Annotated in this window: 16 protein-coding genes; 5 read left to right on the forward strand and 11 right to left on the reverse strand. The window is 63.9% G+C overall.

The window, feature by feature from the left end:
• Positions 1-97: 97 nt before the first annotated feature.
• The 5 genes from ACVIIW_RS05505 to ACVIIW_RS05525 form a co-directional block, all read right to left on the reverse strand.
• Complete coding sequence (locus tag ACVIIW_RS05505; RefSeq protein ID WP_456699814.1) at positions 98-298, reverse strand: hypothetical protein; 201 nt, start codon at positions 296-298, stop codon at positions 98-100.
• A 126-nt stretch (positions 299-424) separates the two neighbouring features.
• Positions 425-1147: an SDR family NAD(P)-dependent oxidoreductase gene (locus ACVIIW_RS05510; RefSeq protein ID WP_456699815.1), complete on the reverse strand. Its 723-nt coding sequence runs from the start codon at positions 1145-1147 to the stop codon at positions 425-427.
• A complete protein-coding gene (locus ACVIIW_RS05515; RefSeq protein ID WP_456699816.1) occupies positions 1140-2522 on the reverse strand; it encodes a class I adenylate-forming enzyme family protein in 1383 nt (460 codons plus the stop codon). The genes ACVIIW_RS05510 and ACVIIW_RS05515 overlap by 8 nt, the downstream gene beginning before the upstream one ends.
• Entirely contained in the window at positions 2509-2754 is a 246-nt protein-coding gene (locus tag ACVIIW_RS05520; RefSeq protein WP_456699817.1) for an acyl carrier protein, read from the reverse strand. The genes ACVIIW_RS05515 and ACVIIW_RS05520 overlap by 14 nt, the downstream gene beginning before the upstream one ends.
• Before the next feature lie 150 nt (positions 2755-2904).
• Complete coding sequence (locus ACVIIW_RS05525) at positions 2905-4719, reverse strand: long-chain-acyl-CoA synthetase (protein ID WP_456699818.1); 1815 nt, start codon at positions 4717-4719, stop codon at positions 2905-2907.
• Positions 4720-4941: 222 nt separating this feature from the next.
• Between ACVIIW_RS05525 and ACVIIW_RS05530 the strand changes: the two genes are divergently transcribed.
• The gene (locus ACVIIW_RS05530; protein WP_456699819.1) at positions 4942-5922 is read left to right on the forward strand and encodes a Bug family tripartite tricarboxylate transporter substrate binding protein; all 981 of its coding nucleotides are present in this window, start codon (positions 4942-4944) and stop codon (positions 5920-5922) included.
• Between the two features lie 61 nt (positions 5923-5983).
• On the opposite strand, the gene ACVIIW_RS05535 is transcribed toward ACVIIW_RS05530, so the two are convergent.
• Entirely contained in the window at positions 5984-6253 is a 270-nt protein-coding gene (locus tag ACVIIW_RS05535) for a DUF3551 domain-containing protein (protein ID WP_456699820.1), read from the reverse strand.
• 417 nt (positions 6254-6670) lie between these two features.
• On the opposite strand from ACVIIW_RS05535, the gene ACVIIW_RS05540 reads away from it, so the two are divergent.
• On the forward strand, positions 6671-9805 hold the full coding sequence (locus ACVIIW_RS05540; RefSeq protein ID WP_456699821.1) for an efflux RND transporter permease subunit: 3135 nt from the start codon (positions 6671-6673) through the stop codon (positions 9803-9805).
• Between the two features lie 156 nt (positions 9806-9961).
• On the opposite strand, the gene htpG is transcribed toward ACVIIW_RS05540, so the two are convergent.
• From htpG to ACVIIW_RS05555, 3 genes are all read right to left on the reverse strand, one after another.
• Positions 9962-11836, reverse strand: a complete 1875-nt coding sequence (gene htpG / locus ACVIIW_RS05545; protein ID WP_456699822.1) for a molecular chaperone HtpG — start codon at positions 11834-11836, stop codon at positions 9962-9964.
• Positions 11837-11949: 113 nt separating this feature from the next.
• A complete protein-coding gene (locus tag ACVIIW_RS05550; RefSeq protein WP_456699823.1) occupies positions 11950-12372 on the reverse strand; it encodes a hypothetical protein in 423 nt (140 codons plus the stop codon).
• 270 nt (positions 12373-12642) lie between these two features.
• Positions 12643-13242: a nuclear transport factor 2 family protein gene (locus tag ACVIIW_RS05555; RefSeq protein ID WP_456699824.1), complete on the reverse strand. Its 600-nt coding sequence runs from the start codon at positions 13240-13242 to the stop codon at positions 12643-12645.
• A gap of 189 nt (positions 13243-13431) precedes the next feature.
• Here ACVIIW_RS05555 and ACVIIW_RS05560 point away from each other — a divergent pair, with 189 nt between their 5' ends.
• Positions 13432-14280, forward strand: coding sequence for a TonB family protein (locus ACVIIW_RS05560; protein WP_456699825.1), 849 nt, complete (start codon positions 13432-13434; stop codon positions 14278-14280).
• A 102-nt stretch (positions 14281-14382) separates the two neighbouring features.
• Here the strand turns inward: ACVIIW_RS05560 and ACVIIW_RS05565 are convergent, their stop codons facing one another.
• Positions 14383-15189 carry a response regulator gene (locus ACVIIW_RS05565; RefSeq protein WP_177243503.1) on the reverse strand — a complete coding sequence of 269 codons (807 nt, stop codon included), beginning with the start codon at positions 15187-15189 and terminating at the stop codon, positions 14383-14385.
• 208 nt (positions 15190-15397) lie between these two features.
• On the opposite strand from ACVIIW_RS05565, the gene ACVIIW_RS05570 reads away from it, so the two are divergent.
• Positions 15398-15631: a NepR family anti-sigma factor gene (locus ACVIIW_RS05570; protein WP_456699826.1), complete on the forward strand. Its 234-nt coding sequence runs from the start codon at positions 15398-15400 to the stop codon at positions 15629-15631.
• Positions 15631-16179 (forward strand): sigma-70 family RNA polymerase sigma factor, encoded by a 549-nt coding sequence (locus ACVIIW_RS05575; protein ID WP_084292346.1) that lies wholly within the window; start codon positions 15631-15633, stop codon positions 16177-16179. Before ACVIIW_RS05570 ends, ACVIIW_RS05575 begins: the two co-directional genes overlap by 1 nt.
• Positions 16180-16268: 89 nt before the next feature.
• On the opposite strand, the gene ACVIIW_RS05580 is transcribed toward ACVIIW_RS05575, so the two are convergent.
• A complete protein-coding gene (locus tag ACVIIW_RS05580; protein ID WP_456699827.1) occupies positions 16269-16967 on the reverse strand; it encodes a nitroreductase in 699 nt (232 codons plus the stop codon).
• Positions 16968-16981: the final 14 nt, after the last annotated feature.

Below are 16981 nucleotides of genomic sequence, written 5' to 3' on the forward strand. Positions count from 1 at the left end.
GAGCGACAGCGCATCATTGGCGAAATGGAGGACAACAACAAGATGCCGGAGCAGGCTGGCCCGGCGCCGTTCGTCGGCGATGTCGCAGGATACGGCGCTAGTGCAGCTTCTCGTCCTCGCGCTTGCGCAACGCGGATGCCGGCATGTCATGACAGCCGATCAGCCGCACAAATTGCTGCGGATACATTTCGTGGCCGTTGCCGCTGGAGTTTTGATGCGACATCGGCGGGCAGCGCGTATCGTCCAGTTTCGCGGGCGAGGGCTGCACGGGCGTTTGGCCGAGACTTTGAGAGGCCATGGACTGCTCCCTGTCGTTTAGGGCAGTTCGATTGACGTAACTCATTCGATGACGCGGCATCTTACGACCAAATCCGGCAAGATGTCATTGGGCCAGATCAAGGCAATTGTGTCCGCCGGGCTCCGGTTACGCCGTATTGCCGGCGTCGATGGTGAACACGGTGCCTGTCACGTTGCGACCGCCCTCGCCGAGCAGATATTCCACCATGCGCGCGACGTCGTCGGTCTCCGGCAGGCGGCGCAGCGCGCTGCGGCCGGCGATGCGCTTGCGGCCGTCGTCGGAGAGATTATGCGTGAGCTCGGTATCGATGAAGCCGGGCGCGATCGCGTTCACGGTGATGCCGAGCTTGCCGACTTCGCGCGCGAGCGAGCGGGTAAAGCCGGTGGCAGCAGCCTTCGTCGCGCCGTAGACCGACAGGCCGTTATAGCCTGTCGTCGCGATGATCGAGGAGATGTTGATGATGCGGCCGGCGCCATCGGCCATCATCTGACGCGCGACATATTTGGTGAGGATGATCGGCGACAGCACGTTGAGCTGCACCAGCGCCTCGATCTGCGAATTGTGCATGGTCGCGAGCAGCCCCTCGGTGCCGAGGCCGGCATTGTTGACGAGACCGTAGGTCGGACCGAACTCGTCGCGGACGAGCTTTGCGAAAGCCGGAATCGCGTCGATCGCGGCGAGGTCGCAGGCGCGGAAATGCAGTCGCCCCTCGGAGACGCCGATCGCAGCCTTGAGCTCGTCGCTCTCGCGCCGCGCGGCTGCAATCACGTTGTAGCCGGCGCCCACCAGGCGCTTGCCGATCGCAAGACCAATGCCGCGGCTGCCGCCGGTGACGAGAACATTATGCATCGGTGCGCGCCAGTTTGCCGGCCGGGGTGACATCGAGCGCCTCGACGAAGCGGATCACCGCCGGCACCTTGTGCGACGCAAGCTGCGCGCGGCACTGATCCAGGATCTGGTCGCGGATCTCTTTCGCCCGCGCCTGATCGGTGCCGTCAGCGAGGATCACGTCGGCAACGACGATGCCGCCGGTGATCGGGCTGCGGCGGGATTTGGCCCGCGACATCAGCACGTCAGGGTGACGGTTGATTGCCGCTTCGATCTCTTCGGGATGAACCTTGAGGCCACCGATATTGATGATGCCGCCGCGGCGGCCGACGAAATAGTAGCGGTCGCCGCGCAATTCGACGATGTCGCCACTGTCGACGAACCCCTCGCCATCGGTGAGTGCCGCAGCGTCGCGGCCAATGTAGGCGTGTGCCGTGCGCGTCGAGCGGATGCGCAGCGAGCCGTCGACGACCTTCATCTCGACACCATTGCGGTTGCCGAGATAATTGGCCGGAAAGCCTTCGAGCCCGTCATTGACCGCGAAGCCGACGCCGGCCTCGGTCGACGCGTAGGCATGGCCGATGGAGGAATTGGGGAAGGCCGCCTTCAGGCCATCGAGCACCGCCTGGTCGGCGATCTCACCGGAGAGGCGGACATAGCCCGGCTTGAATTGCGCGGCCGAGCCGCTCATCAGGAGCTTGCGCCAGTGCGAAGGCGTGCCGGAGATGTGTGAGACGCCGCGCGCATTCAGCCGTGCGACGTGATCAGGGAGCGCCTCATGCGGGTCAGACAACACCATCGAGCCGCCCGAGAGGATGGCGCGGAGGAATATCTGCAGGCCGCCATAGCGGCGAATGTCATAGAACGTGGCCCAAACCGGCGCGGGTCCCTTTGCGGGGCCCTCGGCGACGATGGCGCCGGTGAGCGCTTCCAGCGTGTGACCGACGATTTTGGGCACGCCTGAGGTGCCCGAGGTGAGCATCAGCCATTCGGTGGCGCGTTCGGTCTCGGCAGGGTGCGCGGGCTGAAGCGGCAATTGCGCGATGACGACCAGCGAGACGTCGGTCGCGGCCCAACGATCGGGCTCGTCGGTAACGACGGCATCGATCCCGGCATCCGCGATCAGCGCGTCCAGATGCGCCGGGTTGAGATCCGGCGGGCAGAGCAGCATGCGACGGGCGATGCCATCCAGCTCGATCATTGCAAGGCCCGAACGGAGTTGGTCGGACAATTTCAGCAGCACCGCGCGGCCGGACAATTCGCGCAGGCGGCCACCGAGGACCGTCTGCGACAGGATGTCCGTCAGCGACACGACATCGTGGGCATCCGACAGGGTGCGGCCGGTCAGCTCCGTGCCGAGATGGTTGCGGAGCGCAAAGATCTCAGGCGGGGACATTTTCGTAGGCCCGCACGAAATCACCCACGGTGGCGGGGAACGCGGCGTCCTCGGAAATGGTGAAGGGATCGACGCCGGTCTCGTCCTCGAGACGCGCGACGAGAATTGCGAAGGCGAGGGAGTCGAACCCCGTCTCGTGCAGGGACAAATCGTCCGAGAGGGCGGGAAGCGTGATGTGCTGCTCCTTGGCGATCTGCTGGATCGCCTCGATGACCTTGGACCTTACCGACATGGCTGGCTTGCCTCTGAGTTGGTTGATCGATCGTGCCTCTTGCGGCGGCGCTCGGATGACCGCCTCCCATGCCACCTGTTTACCGGACAGAAGTAAATGGCCTCTTGGACAATTCGGATAAAATTGGACCTATCTGGCAATTTTGCTCGGTTACAGCCTGATCGCGCCGCCCACAATCTGCGCAAAAGTTCCGGAATCGAGCGCAACGTAAGCGCCGGATCCCGGCTCGAGCATGTATAGCGGTTCCGTTATCGCACCCGGGTCAAAGCCTGCGCGGGCGAGCTCGCCCTTCTTCTGCTTGAAGGTTTCGGTCGCGTCCAGCTCGCGCGAGATGCGGATGAAGACGGGACGGGCGTAAACCGGCAGGCGCTGTGCGAGATGGGCTGGCAGGGCTTCAATATCGAATCCCTCGTTAACGACGATCGCGCTCATGCCGGCGCGACCGTCGGTGCCGGGAATGCTCACGCCGTAGGTGGTGGCATCAACCACGCCGGTGAAATCGCGCACGGCGTCGTTGACCTCTGATGTCGCGACGTTCTCACCTTTCCAGCGGAAGGTGTCGCCGATGCGATCGACGAAATGGAAGAAGCCCTTGTCGTCGAGCCGCATCAAGTCGCCGGTGCGGAACCAGGCATCGCCCTTGGCGAAGACGTCGCGCAGAATCTTCTTCTCGGTCTCGCCGGCATCGGTATACCCCTCGAAGCGGCCCCCGCCCTCGTCCGCCTTGCCGATGCGACCGATGGCCTCACCCGGCTCGCCGCGAGCGCAAGCGACACAGAGGCCCTCCTCGTTGCGCAGCGGAGCACCGCTTTCGGGGTCGAGCTTGACGAGGCTGGCGGGGAAACGATGCGCCAGCAGGGGCGGGATGCGGCCGATTGCGCCGGGCTGCCCCTCGACGTTGAACAGCGAGAAATTGCCTTCGGTCGCGGCATAGAATTCGAGAATGCGCGGGATAGCGAAACGGCTCTGGAAATCTTCCCAGATGTCCCCGCGCAGACCGTTGCCGCACACCAGTCGCAGCCGATGACGACTCTCATATTCGGACGGCGGCGCCCTGAGCAGATAGCGGCAGAGCTCGCCGATATATTGAAACAGCGTACAGTCGTGCCTGACGATATCGGACCAGAAGTTCGAGGCCGAGAACCTCTCCGCGATCACCACCGAGCCGCCGGCGGCGAGCATGCTGCACGGCGCGACGATGCCTCCGACCGAGTGGAACAGCGGCAGGCAGTCATAGAGCCGATCCTGCGGCGAAGCGCCGGTGAGGCCGGCGAACCAGAAACCCCAATTGAGAATGCGACGATGGCTGATGCTGGCGGCCTTCGGCAAGCCCGTCGTACCCGAGGTGTAGATCAGCAGCGCACGATCATCGATGGTGACGCCGACGCGCTCTTCCGGCGACAGCGGCCCGTCTTCAAGCACAGCGAGCGCAACGTCGATCGCGCGCTCGCTGCGGGCATCGCCATGGCTCCAGATTTTGGCCTCTGTCCTCAGGTGCGGCGTTGCGCTCTCCAGCATCTCGGTCGTCTCGTGCGCGACGATGATATACGAGGGCTTTGCGACGTCGAGGCAATGCGCGAGAGATTGCCCGACCAGCCTGGTATTGATCAGTGCCACCACGCCGCCGACGCGGCTGATGCCGAGCCAGGCCGCGACATAATCGATGCAGTTGGGCATGATCAGCGCGACGCTGTCGCCCTTGACCACGCCAACGGAGCGCGCCCAGCGCGCATAGCGATTGATGCGTTTCGAGAGCGCGTCATAGTCGAGTCGAGCGTCGTTGGTGACCAGCGCGATGTGGTCGGGCTGGCGCCGTGCCCAATCGTCGACGACATCGGCGAACAGGCGGCCCGGCAATTTCTCGATCCGCGCGGTCAGCTCGATCGCCTTCAGCCAGATCTTTGAAGCCGACGGTGCGCGCGCGGCTTTCGGCTGTTCGATCACACCGGTGCTCATGCCGTTCATTCTTTCGGAACGTGTCTGCTGGTTCCGGCAGCTTAGCCCGCGGGCCCTGCCCAGGTGTTAAGAGACAAGGTAAAAGCCTGATGGCGCGCGATTAACTCTAGTCGCCCTTTACCAAGCCGACCGGATCGGCGTGCGGTCCCGCGCTGCTTGCAATATCTCATGAGGTGCGGAAGCTTCCCTCGCCCACGAGGGGAGAAGGGACGAGAGAGCGGAGACTGGACGATGTTCATCAGGCGACATTTCCTTCAAATCGCCGCCGGTGCCGCGGCTGCGCTCGCGGCGCCGCGTGCCAATGCGATTGGCAACCCGTCCTATCCTTCGCACAGCGTGAAATGGGTGGTGCCTTATGCACCGGGCGGGGCGACCGACGTGCTGTCCCGGCTGATCTGCCAGCGCCTGTCCGATCGGCTCGGACAGACCTTCATCGTGGAGAACAAGCCGGGCGCCGGCGGCAATATCGGCACGCAGGCGGTGATCACGTCCACGCCGGACGGCTACACCTTGCTGCTGACCTCGACCGCGAATGCGATCAACGCCTCGTTCGATCCGACACTGCCTTACGATTTCGCCAAGGGCATCACGCCGGTCGCCGGCGTCGCACGCATTCCGCTGGTGCTCGTCGTCAACAACGATTTGCCGGTGAAGAGCGTCGCCGACTTCATCGCCTACGCCAAGGCCAATCCCGGTAAGATGTCGATAGCTTCGTCGGGGATCGGCACGTCGCTGCATCTCTCCGGCGAGCTGTTCAAGTCGATGGCGGGCGTGCAGTTCACCCACGTGCCCTATCGCGGCTCCGCACCCGGCCTGACCGACGTGATGAGCGGCCAGATCCAGGGCATGTTCGACAACGTGACGTCGTCTTTCGAGCTGGTGCGCGCCGGCAAGCTTCGTGCGCTCGGCGTCACCACGCGCGAGCGATCGGACATCCTGCCTGACGTGCCGCCAATCGCCGACACGCTAGCCGGCTACGAAACGTCTTCGTTCTACGGCGTCGGCGCACCCTATGACACGCCGCGCGAGATTGTCGACCTGCTCAATCGCGAGGTCGACATGGCGCTATCCGACGCGGGGATCAAGGCCCGCATCGCCGAACTCGGCGCGATCCCCCTGCACGGCAATCCAGGCGAGTTCGGCGGCATGCTGACCGCCGAGACCGAGCGCTGGCGCAAGGTGGTGGAGCTGTCGGGAATCAAGAAGGAATAGCCAGCGGCTTCTGCGCGCCAAACAGACGGATGTTCATCCCGAATGACAGTATCGCAGGCCTTCAGTACGCCCGCTTGTGGCGCCGGCGCGGCGGCTCGTTGAAGGCATAATAGGGATTTAGATCGCAGGTTGCAGCGAGGCCCGACGCGGTGGCCCGGCACTGCGGCAGCGACGTGAAGGAGCAGTCGAACCAATCGCTGCCGCCGCCGCGAAGACCGCCCGAGTAAACGTGCATGCATACCGGATAGTGTGGATCGTAGCGCTGGGCGCTGGCATCTGCGGCAACGAACAGCGTGGCAACGGCAGTGACGATCAGGAGCGGCAGGCGCATCGGACATTTCCTTCAAGCGGGCAGGCGTTATGCCATTTCGATATGGCACAACAGCGCGGAAGAAGCGACCGTTCCTGTTTATACCTCTCCCGCTTGTGAGCTGCAGCAAAACCGGTCCGACACGCTGCCCTAGCGATCCGAAACCGCGAAGGCGCTCCGTGCCGGGCCTGCATTGAACGCATATCTCGCCACATCAGTCCTTCGACAAAGGTCGCAGGTGACTGGGGCAGGAAACCGCTCGCACGCCCGGGCGAACGGACTAGTCTTGCGATCACAACGCGGCCCCGGACCGATGATGTTCCAGGGCGATCAACAAACATATGGGCTGAAGGAAACGCACATTTGCGCTCGGGCTTTCGGGCGCAGCTCCGCTGTGAGCGGGGCCAAGATGCGCTGGCCGGTCCGTGGGCTCGGGGCATGCAAGAGAGCTTTTCGTCTCCGTTCATCCGCTATCCGATCGGCACCTCGCTGCTGATGGCCGGCATCCTGTTCGTGGGCCTCGTCGCCTATCCTCTGCTGCCGGTCGCGCCGCTGCCCCAGGTCGACTTTCCAACCATCCAGGTTTCCGCGTCGCTTCCCGGCGGCAGCCCGGAAACCATGGCGTCATCGGTGGCTCAGCCGCTCGAGCGCCAGCTCGCGCAGATTCCCGGCATCACGCAGATGACGTCGACGAGCTCGCTCGGCTCGGCCTCGATCACCATCCAGTTCGATCTCAACCGCCTGATCGATGCTGCCGCGAACGACGTGCAGGCCGCGATCAACGCCGCGAGCGGCCAATTGCCGAAGAACCTGCCCTCGCCGCCGACGTACCGCAAAGTCAACCCGGCGGATTCCCCGATCATGATCCTGTCGGCAACCTCGGACACGCTGCCGCTGACCACCGTCAGCGACCGCACCGACGCCCAGCTCGCGCAGCAGATCAGCCAGATTCCCGGCGTCGCCCAGGTGTTCGTCGGCGGGCAGCAGAAGCCCTCGGTGCGCATCCAGGTCGATCCGGCCAAGCTGGTCGCCAAGGGCCTGTCGCTGGAGGACGTGCGCAACCAGATCGCCATCGCGACCACCGACAGCCCAAAGGGCAATATCGACGGCACCAGGCGCGCCTACACGGTCTACGCCAACGACCAGCTGCTCGAGGCCAGCCAGTGGCAGGACGTCATCGTCGCCTATCGCAACGGCGCGCCTTTGCGGATCCGCGACATCGGCGAGGCGGTGGCGGGACCGGAGGACATGAAGACCGCAGCCTGGGCCGACGGCAAGCGCGGCGTGTTCCTCGTCATCTTCAAGCAGCCCGGCGCCAATGTCATCGAGACGGTCAACCGCATCAAGGAGAGACTGCCGCGGCTGATCGCGGCGATACCGCCCGCGATCGGCATCAAGATCATCAGCGACCGCACCATCACGATCCGCGAGGCCGTCGACGACGTGCAGATCACGCTGATGATCACCATCATGCTGGTGGTCATGGTGATCTTCATCTTCCTGCGCAGCTTCTGGGCCACGATCATCCCGAGCATCACCGTGCCGCTGGCGCTGCTCGGCGCCTGCTCGCTGATGTGGGTATTCGGCTATTCGCTGGACAATCTCTCGCTGATGGCGCTGACCATCGCAGTCGGATTCGTGGTCGACGACGCCATCGTGATGCTGGAGAACATCACGCGCTACGTCGAGCGGGGCGAGAACCCCGTCACCGCCGCTTACAAGGGGGCGGCCGAGATCGGCTTCACCATTGTCTCCATCAGCATCTCGCTGGTCGCCGTGCTGATTCCGCTGCTGCTGATGGGTGGCATCATCGGCCGGCTGTTCCGCGAATTTGCGGTGACGCTGTCGATGGCGATCTTCGTTTCGCTCGTGGTGTCGCTGACCCTGACGCCGATGATGGCCTCGCGTTTCCTGCGCTCCGACCACGAGGCCCGCAGCGGCCGCCTTTACCAATGGAGCGAGCGGCTGTTCGAGCGTCTGCTCGGCGCCTATGAGCGCGGGCTCGACCTCGCTCTGCGGCGCAGCTTCATCACGCTCTGCGTGTTCTTTACCACCGTCGCGCTGTCGGCGCTGCTGTTCATCCTGATCCCGAAGGGCTTCTTCCCGCAGCAGGACAACGGCTTCCTCACCGGGGTGTCGGAAATGCCCCAAGATATCTCCTTCGCCGAGATGAAGCGGCGGCAGGAAGAGCTCAATGCCATCGTGCAGGCCGACCCTGCCGTCGATTCCATCGCGATGTTCATCGGCGGAGGCGGCACGGCGCTGAATTCGGGGCGCATGTACGTCACGCTGAAGCCGCTCGGGGAACGCGGCGCGAATGCGCAGCAGATCATCGCGCGGCTGCGGCCGAAGCTCGCCAGGGTCGAGGGCGCGCGCCTCTTTATGCAGGCCTCGCAGGACGTGCGGCTCGGCGGGCGCGCGACCCGTACCCAGTTCGAGTTCACGCTGCAGGACGCCAACCTGGCCGAGCTGAACGCCTGGGCACCGAAGATCCTGACGGAAATGAAGGGCCTGCCGGAGCTTCGCGACGTTGCTACCGACCAGCAGACCGAGGGCACCACGCTGCAGCTCACGATCAACCGCGACACCGCCGCGCGTTACGGCATCCAGCCGCAGCTGATCGACGACACGCTCTATGATGCCTTCGGCCAGCGCCAGGTGGCGCAATATTTCACGCAGACCAACAGCTATCACGTGATCCTCGAGATCACGCCTGCGCTGCAAGGCAAGCTCGACACGCTCGACAAGCTCTACATCAAGTCGCCCCTGACCGGCGACGAAGTGCCGCTCTCGGTGATCTGCAGCTGGAATAACGACCCCGTGCGCCCGCTCGCGATCGCTCATCAGAGCCAGTTTCCCGCGGTGACGATCAGCTTCAACCTTGCCGAAGGCGTTGCGCTGGGACAGGCAACCGCCGCGGTGATGCGCGCGGTCGGCGAGATGGGCGCGCCGCCGACACTGTCCATGAGCTTCCAGGGCACGGCACAGGCGTTCCAGCAATCGCTTGGCACCGTGCCGATGCTGATCCTCGCCGCCCTCGTCGTGGTCTATCTGGTGCTGGGGGTGCTCTATGAGAGCTACATCCACCCGCTGACCATCCTGTCCACGCTGCCATCGGCCGGCGTCGGCGCAATCGCGATCCTGATGCTATCAGGCTTCGATTTCAGCCTGATCGCCCTGATCGGGGTCATCCTCCTGATCGGCATCGTCAAGAAGAACGGCATCATGATGGTGGACTTCGCCATTGCCGCCGAGCGCGAGCAGCATCTGAGCCCGGAGCAGTCGATCCGCCAGGCCGCGCTGCTGCGCTTCCGCCCCATCATGATGACGACGATGGCGGCGCTGCTCGGCGGCGTCCCGCTGATGCTGGGCACCGGCACCGGCGCGGAGATCCGCCAGCCCCTCGGCTACGCCATGGTCGGCGGCCTCGCGGTCAGCCAGGCACTGACCTTGTTCACGACGCCCGTCGTCTATCTCTACCTCGACCGCTTCTCCAACGCGCTGTCACGCTGGATGGCGAGAAAGCCGGAGGTGGAGGAAGAGGGCGAGGAGCGGAAGGACGCGGCGGAGTAGGTAGGCGGCGCTGCTGCTAGCTCCTCCGTCATTGCGAGCGCAAACCAATCCAGGACTGTTTCCGCGGGGATAATCTGGATTGCTTCGTCGCCAGCGCAAAATTGCTTCGCAATCTTGTCGCTGGCTCCTCGCAATGACGATGGGGCGAGACGGGTCTCACCCCAGTCCCTGCAACACCAGCCGGTTGAGCCTTGCGGTAAACGCGGCCGGATCTTCCGGCAGCTCGCCATCCAGAATCTGCGCCTGCTCGAGCAGGAGCAGGCTGAGATCGTCGACCGTCTTCGAGCCGGCCTGCGCCCTGGTGATCGCCGTGACCATCGGGTGGCGCAGATTGATCTCCAGGATCGGCTTGGTCCGCATGCCGCGGTTCTGCTGCGCCAGGATTCGCTCGAGCTCGCGGCTCGGGCCCTGGCTATCGGCGACGAGGCAGGAGGCAGAGCTGGTGAGACGGGTCGAGGCCTTGACGTCGCTGACGCGCTCGCCAAGCGCGGCCTTGATCACCGCGATGGTGGCGGCCTCATCCGCCTCGGGCTCGTCCTTCTTCGCCTCATCCTTGTCGTCGACGCGCGGAATCAGGTCGAGATTGAGGTCGCCCTGGCTCAACGACTTCAGCGGCTTGCCCTCGAACTCCGTCGGCATCGAGGTCCAGAACGCATCGACGGGATCGGACAGCAGCAGCACCTCGATGCCGCGTGCGGTGGCAGCTTCCAGTCGTGGACTGGCCTTCAGCCGCTCGATGCTCTCGCCGACAAGATAATAGATCTCGGTCTGGTTCGGCTTGAAATCGGCGACGACGTCCTTGAGCGCGCGCTTCTCGCCCGATGTGGTGGTGAAGCGCGACAGAGCAAGCAGCTTTTCGCGGCGCTCGAAATCCTCGTAGATGCCCTCTTTCAGCACTGCACCGAACGCGTCCCAGATCTTTGCGAAATTCTCCGCATCCTTCTCGGCAAGGCTTTCGAGCTCGTTGACGACGCGGGTCGCCACCGCTTTCCGGATCTGCGCCAGCTGCGGATTGTTCTGGAGCATCTCGCGCGAGATGTTGAGCGGAAGGTCCTCGCTGTCCACGACGCCGCGAATGAAGCGCAGGTAGCCCGGCAGCAGGTCGGCATCGTCAGTGATGAAGACGCGGCGGACATAGAGCTTGACGCGGCCCTTGCGATTCGGCTCGAACAGGTCGAATGGCTTGGTCGATGGCGCGAACAGCAGCACGGCATAGGAGTAGCGGCCTTCGGCACGGTAGTGCAGGGTCATCGCGGGGTCGTCGAAGGCGGATCCGATCTGCTGATAGGCCTTCTTGTAATCGTCGGCCGAAAGTTCGGATTTCGAACGCTGCCATAGCGCGCTCGCCGAGTTGATCTGGCGAGGGTCGCCTTCGCCAGGCACCAGCTCGATCGGGAACAGGATGTTGTCGGAATAGGCGCCGACGATGCGCTCGATCTCGTATGTTTCGAGATATTTCCTGGCGTCGTCCTTCAGGTGCAGGACGATTTCGGTGCCGCGCGCCACGCGCGCCGCTTCCTCGTCACTGGCGCGCGCGATCTCGAAGCCCGAGCCGCCTGAGGACGTCCAGGTCCAGACATCGCTCTCGCCGGCGCGGCGGCTGATTACGACGATCTTGTCTGCGACCATGAAGGCGGAATAGAAGCCGACGCCGAACTGGCCGATCAGGCCGAGGCCGTCCTTGGCCTCCTTCAGCTTCGAGACGAACGCCTTGGTGCCGGAGCGGGCAATGGTGCCGAGATGGTCGATCAGCTCCTGCCGCTCCATGCCGATGCCGTTGTCGGCAATTGTCAGCGTTCCCGCCGCCTTGTTCGGGACGATCCGGATCTTGAGCGCGTCGCCCTCGCCCAGCAGGGCCGGATTGGCGATGGCCTCATAGCGCAGCTTGTCGCAAGCATCCGAGGCGTTGGAGACGAGCTCCCGCAGGAAAATGTCGGTTTCAGAATAGACGGAATGCACCATCAGGTGCAGCAGCTCGGAAACCTCTGCCTGGAAAGGCTGCGTATGCGTGGCCGTGTCGGACGTCGTCATGCGTTTACCCGGTCAATCAGAAGTGGAGAAAGCCCGGATATAACGCGATGGGATGGAGGATCAAGTGGGCGCGCGAACCGCCACCCCGAGAGGGGCGGTTTTGACGACGTGGATCAGGTCACGCAGCGGCCGGGCTGGAGCAGTTTTGCGACTTCGGTCAGGGAGCTGACCATAGGCTCGCAGGCGATCGTCGGCTTGCGGCCGGGCTTCAGCAGGATGGGAGCCGGCTTTGCATTGCCGGTCTCGACGACCGCGGGGACGCGCAACAGCACGGACGTATCGGCAAGGTCATTGAGCCGCATCGAGACGGTGCGGGTGGGAACCGTTGAGGGTTTCAGGGCACCCAGGCGATCGGATTTGCTGCCGCGATTGACATTCTCGCTTGCGACGTTTCGACCCGCGGCTGGGCCCGTGACCGCCTGCCAGCGGTCGGCCGTATCGTGGCCAGAGGCCAGCTGCACGGCGCCAACTTGAACGACGCCGAGCGTCGCGACGAGTGCGACGGCACCCAGAAATACCTGTTGAATCTGTGGCATGGCTGTCGGTCCCTCGCCCCATGGCGATCGCGGGAACAACGCGAGGAGAGGACCGGAGTTTCCCAGAGGTTAAGATCACTTAACCGTGTGCCAAATTCACGCCAATCTGCACAAAAAAAATTGCAGCCGCTTGGAACGACTTCCGGGCCCGGGAGTCGTCCCAGCAGCCGGCTATTCCCCCCTGCCCCATAAGCCGGCGACGTAGGGCGCGACTGTGGTGATGCCAGTCGCGCCTTACTTTTGTCTGGGCTGCCTTTTGTCTGGGCTGCCTCACTTCGTCTTTCCCGCCAGCCAATCCCGCCCCTCAGCATAGAGCTTCTCAACCTCGGGGCCGGTCAGGCCCGGCATATCGCGCTTGACCTTGTAACCGATCAATTCCTGGACGTACGCGAGATGGCGATAGCCTTCCGGCAGCGCGGCCAGCGCCTGCTGGTCGAGCCGGAGTGTCGCGGCGGGATCGACCGGGTCGATCCGGTCCTTCTCATAGATCGGCTGGCGGCGGACGATGCCCCATTGGCCCTTTCGTTTCTCCAGGAAATCGTAGAACCGCCCCGTGCAGACGACATCGCAGAGCACGTCGTGCACCAGGGCCCGCTGCGAGATCGTCATCTTGGTCTGGGCAATAGCCCGCTCGCCGGCGAGATCGATGCTGATGCCGCCGAGGAAATGCAGGATGCGGACGCCCCTGGCAAAGCCCTCCTGGCTGACCCGCATGAAATCCCGCGCCGGCCCCTGAAACCAGGTCGCGGACATCCAGCCCTCTTCGTGCCAGACGGTGGCAAAGCGCTCCCAGTCACCGGCGTCGCGCCACACCGCCCAGTTCTCGACGAGGTCGCGGATGGCAAGGCGGTCGAGGAGTTGCTGGTCCATGATGCGAGGTCTCCGGATGGCTTGAAGCGGCGAGGGATGTCATCGCGGCGAGACATCAACGAGGCAATAAGGTCGCCGTCAAGCATGCGACGGCTGGCAGCCGTTCGAATTGCCCACAATGACGAAGCGCGATACGCGTAGCGAACCTTGCAATCAACCTGATGGCGACTAGTATTGGCGCCGATGCAGATGAAATCCCCGTTACTGGCCGCGCTTTTCGGGTTGCTGGCGGCGTTCCCCGCCTGCGCACAGACCGCTACCCAGAACGAGAGTGTCAAGGCGTGGAAGGCAGGGATCGCGGCGCATATCGCCAGCAACAAGTATTTTCCAGCGAACGGATTGGGACAAACCGGCCAAGCCAAGGTCGCATTCTCCATCGACCGGTCCGGCAAATTGATCTCGCGGGCGTTGACGGAAAGCGCCGGCTCGCGGGCGCTCGACGATGCAGCGCTCATGATCATCGCCCGCGCCGACCCCTTTCCGGCACCGCCTTCGGAATTGAAGGACCAGTCGTTCTCGTTCACCGTGCCGATTGTCTTCACCGGCCGACAGTTCCAGGTGTCGCCCTTCGCGATCCTGTTGAGGAAGCCAGACTCTCCCCTCACCGAGCCCGAGCCGATGACCGCCTGGCGCAAGGCAGTCACCGAGCATGTCTGGCGCCACGGGGCGTTTCCGCCAGAGGCCGCCGGTCAAAGGGCCGATGCCGGCGTCACATTCGTGGTCGATCGTTCTGGCAAGCTGATCTCGAGCGCCTTGGTCGAAAGCACCGGCTCCGCGCCGCTGGACGCCGCCGCCCTCGCCATGGTGGAGCGATCCGTGCCGTTCCCGAAGCCGCCTGCCGAGGCGAAGGATGATCTGCAGAGAGTGACCGTCCTCATGGCGTTCGACGGGACACGGCTAAACTCAGGGCCGTCGCCGGAGCAGGAAAAATTTCTCCAATCCTGGATCGAAGGCCAGGGCAAGTCGAATGCGAAATCGCCCGGACCGAACGATACCAAGCTGAATTCCATGCTTCGCAGCATTTGCCGCGGCTGCTGAGTCAGGGCAAAAATAAGCTCTCCGTTACACGCGAAAACGGCGCGTCTTGCGACGCGCCGTTTTCCATTTCGATAGAGGCTTCCTGAAACCGCCGGCGCCTGGTCAAGCCGCCGGCGCCTTCGGCGCGCGGTTGCGCGAGTTGCGCTGGAAGAACAGGGCCTGGCTCGCCACCGCCGACACCATCGCGGGCTGGAACGGTTTTGAGATCAGGAAGGCCGGCTCCGGACGCTCGCCGGTGAGGAAGCGCTCCGGATAGGCGGTGATGAACACCACCGGCACCTCGAAGGTGCGGAGCAATTCGTTGACCGCATCCAGGCCCGACGAACCGTCGGCGAGCTGGATGTCGGCGAGGATCAGGCCCGGCCGCTTGTTCTTGGCCAGCGCCACCGCATCGGCATGGGTGCGCGCGACGCCGACCACGTTGTGGCCGAGATTCTTCACGAGGCTCTCGAGATCCATGGCGATGAAGGTCTCGTCCTCGATGATCAGCACGTCGGTGGCGATCTCGGCCGCCATTTCGCGACCTGCCGCATCGGCCAGCCGGCGGGTCTCGGCGACATCGGTGCCGAGCACAAAGGCGACTTCCTCTTCCGAAAACCCTTCCAGCGAGAGCAGCAGGAAGGCCTGGCGCGGCAACGGCGTTATGTTGGACAGCCGCCGCTCGGGCGGCATCGGCAGCGTCGCAACCTCGGAATCGTCGTTGACCGAGACGGAATTCCAGATCTGGGTGAACAGCCGGAACAGGCCGGCGCGTGGCCCATGGCTCTCGTCGAGCACCGAGGGGTCGCCCAGCATGGCTTCCAACATGGCTGCAACATAGGCGTCGCCGGAGGCTTGGCTGCCCGTCAGGGCGCGCGCATACCGACGCAGCAACGGCAAGTGTTCAGCAACGAGCTGTGAACGGGACATCCCCACTCCATTCATCTTCGGGCCGGCTTGGCAACGCGGGGGGCCCGGGTTCCCCTGCTGGGCTGTTTACGCTTCAGGCCAAGAAAAGTTCCGCCGCGGGCGGAACTATTTGTCGGACGTCGAATTGAACTCGTCCAGGGAACGGCTCCCGGTTGAGAAAACCTATCGACTTTGCAGTCACTTAACTCGGGGAAACGTGGAACAGGTCATGAAAGATCTCAAGTCTCAAGCCAGCAAAAGCACGACCCCCGGCAAGGGAGGCCTCACTCCGGAGATCCAATCCCGGATCGGGCACCAACTGCGCGCGATGTACGACGACGTCGTACGGCAGGGGGTTCCGGACCGGTTCGCGGAGCTCATCAAAAAGCTTGATGCGCCGGGAGGCGTATCCCAAAACGAGAATGGAGCTGGGGGCTCTAACGACAATCATGGGAGGGACTAATGCCTCTCACGAACTCCCTGCGTGATGACATCCTGGCGGCCGTGCCGAGCCTTCGCGCATTCGCGATCTCGCTCAGCGGCAATGCGGACCGGGCCGACGATCTGGTGCAAGAGACGCTGTTGCGCGCGCTTGCCAACATCGACTCGTTCCAGCCCGGCTCCAACCTGCCGGCATGGCTCTTCACGATCCTGCGAAACCTGTTCCGCTCCGACTATCGCAAGCGGCGCCGCGAGGTTGAGGACGCCGAGGGCAACTATGCCAAGACACTGAAGACGCAGCCTTCGCAGAACGCCCATCTCGAGTTCGAGGAATTTCGCGGCGCGCTCGAAAAGCTTCCGCAGGACCAGCGCGAAGCCTTGATCCTGGTCGGCGCTTCCGGCTTCTCCTATGAAGATGCGGCCTCGATCTGCGGCTGTGCGGTCGGCACCATCAAGAGCCGCGTCAACCGCGCGCGCTCGAAGCTCGCAGCGCTGCTCTATGTCGACGGCGCCGAGGATTTCGGGCCGGACGAGACCGTGCGTGCCGTGATCGGCGGCAGCGGCGGATAGCGCGTCAATCGATTGAAGGTGACAGCTGTAAAGACGGCCGTTCGCGCGGCCGTCTTCGCATGCCTGTGTGATCGCCGATTGTCGCGCGATTACTTCTCGACGAACGTCACCGTGTCGGCCACCGTTGCCCGCGAGGTACGGTAGCTGTTCACCTTGTGCGCGACGTCGGCATATCCGAACGAGATGCCGCAAACGACGCGACGGTCATCGGGCAGGTTGAAGTGACGCCGGATCAGGCCGGAATGGCGCGCAAGTGCGGCCTGCGGAATCGTGCCGAGCCCGAGCGCCTGGGCCGCGAGCATGAAATTGGAGACGTAGGCCCCGCAATCGATCGCGCCGTAGATGCCGAGCGCCTCGTCGGTGTGAACGATCGCGACATGCGGCGCACCGAAGAAATTATAGTTCTCCAGCGCCTGCTTGGCGTAGCCCATCTTGTCCCCGCGCGGGATGCCGAGCGTGTTGTAGAGCTGGAAGCCGCTCTCGCGGCGGCGTTCGAGATAGATCCCGACATATTCGCGCGGCGGCGTGAAATCATAATCATCGCCGAGACCGGCTGAGGCCTCCTTGTAGATCAATTGCCGGAAGCGCTCCTTCGCCTCACCGCTGGCGATAATGACCTGCCAGGGCTGACTGTTGCACCAGGACGCGGTCCGCTGTGCGGTGGTCAGCACATGCTCGATGGTGGCGCGATCGACCTCCTTGGGGAGGAAGGCGCGGACGGAGTAGCGCTCGTTGAGGAGCTCTTCGAGCACGACGATGCGGTTGGTCTGGTTTACTTTTGCGTCCATGGGTCAGCTCGTGT

Source organism: Bradyrhizobium sp. USDA 4449, from assembly GCF_054056275.1.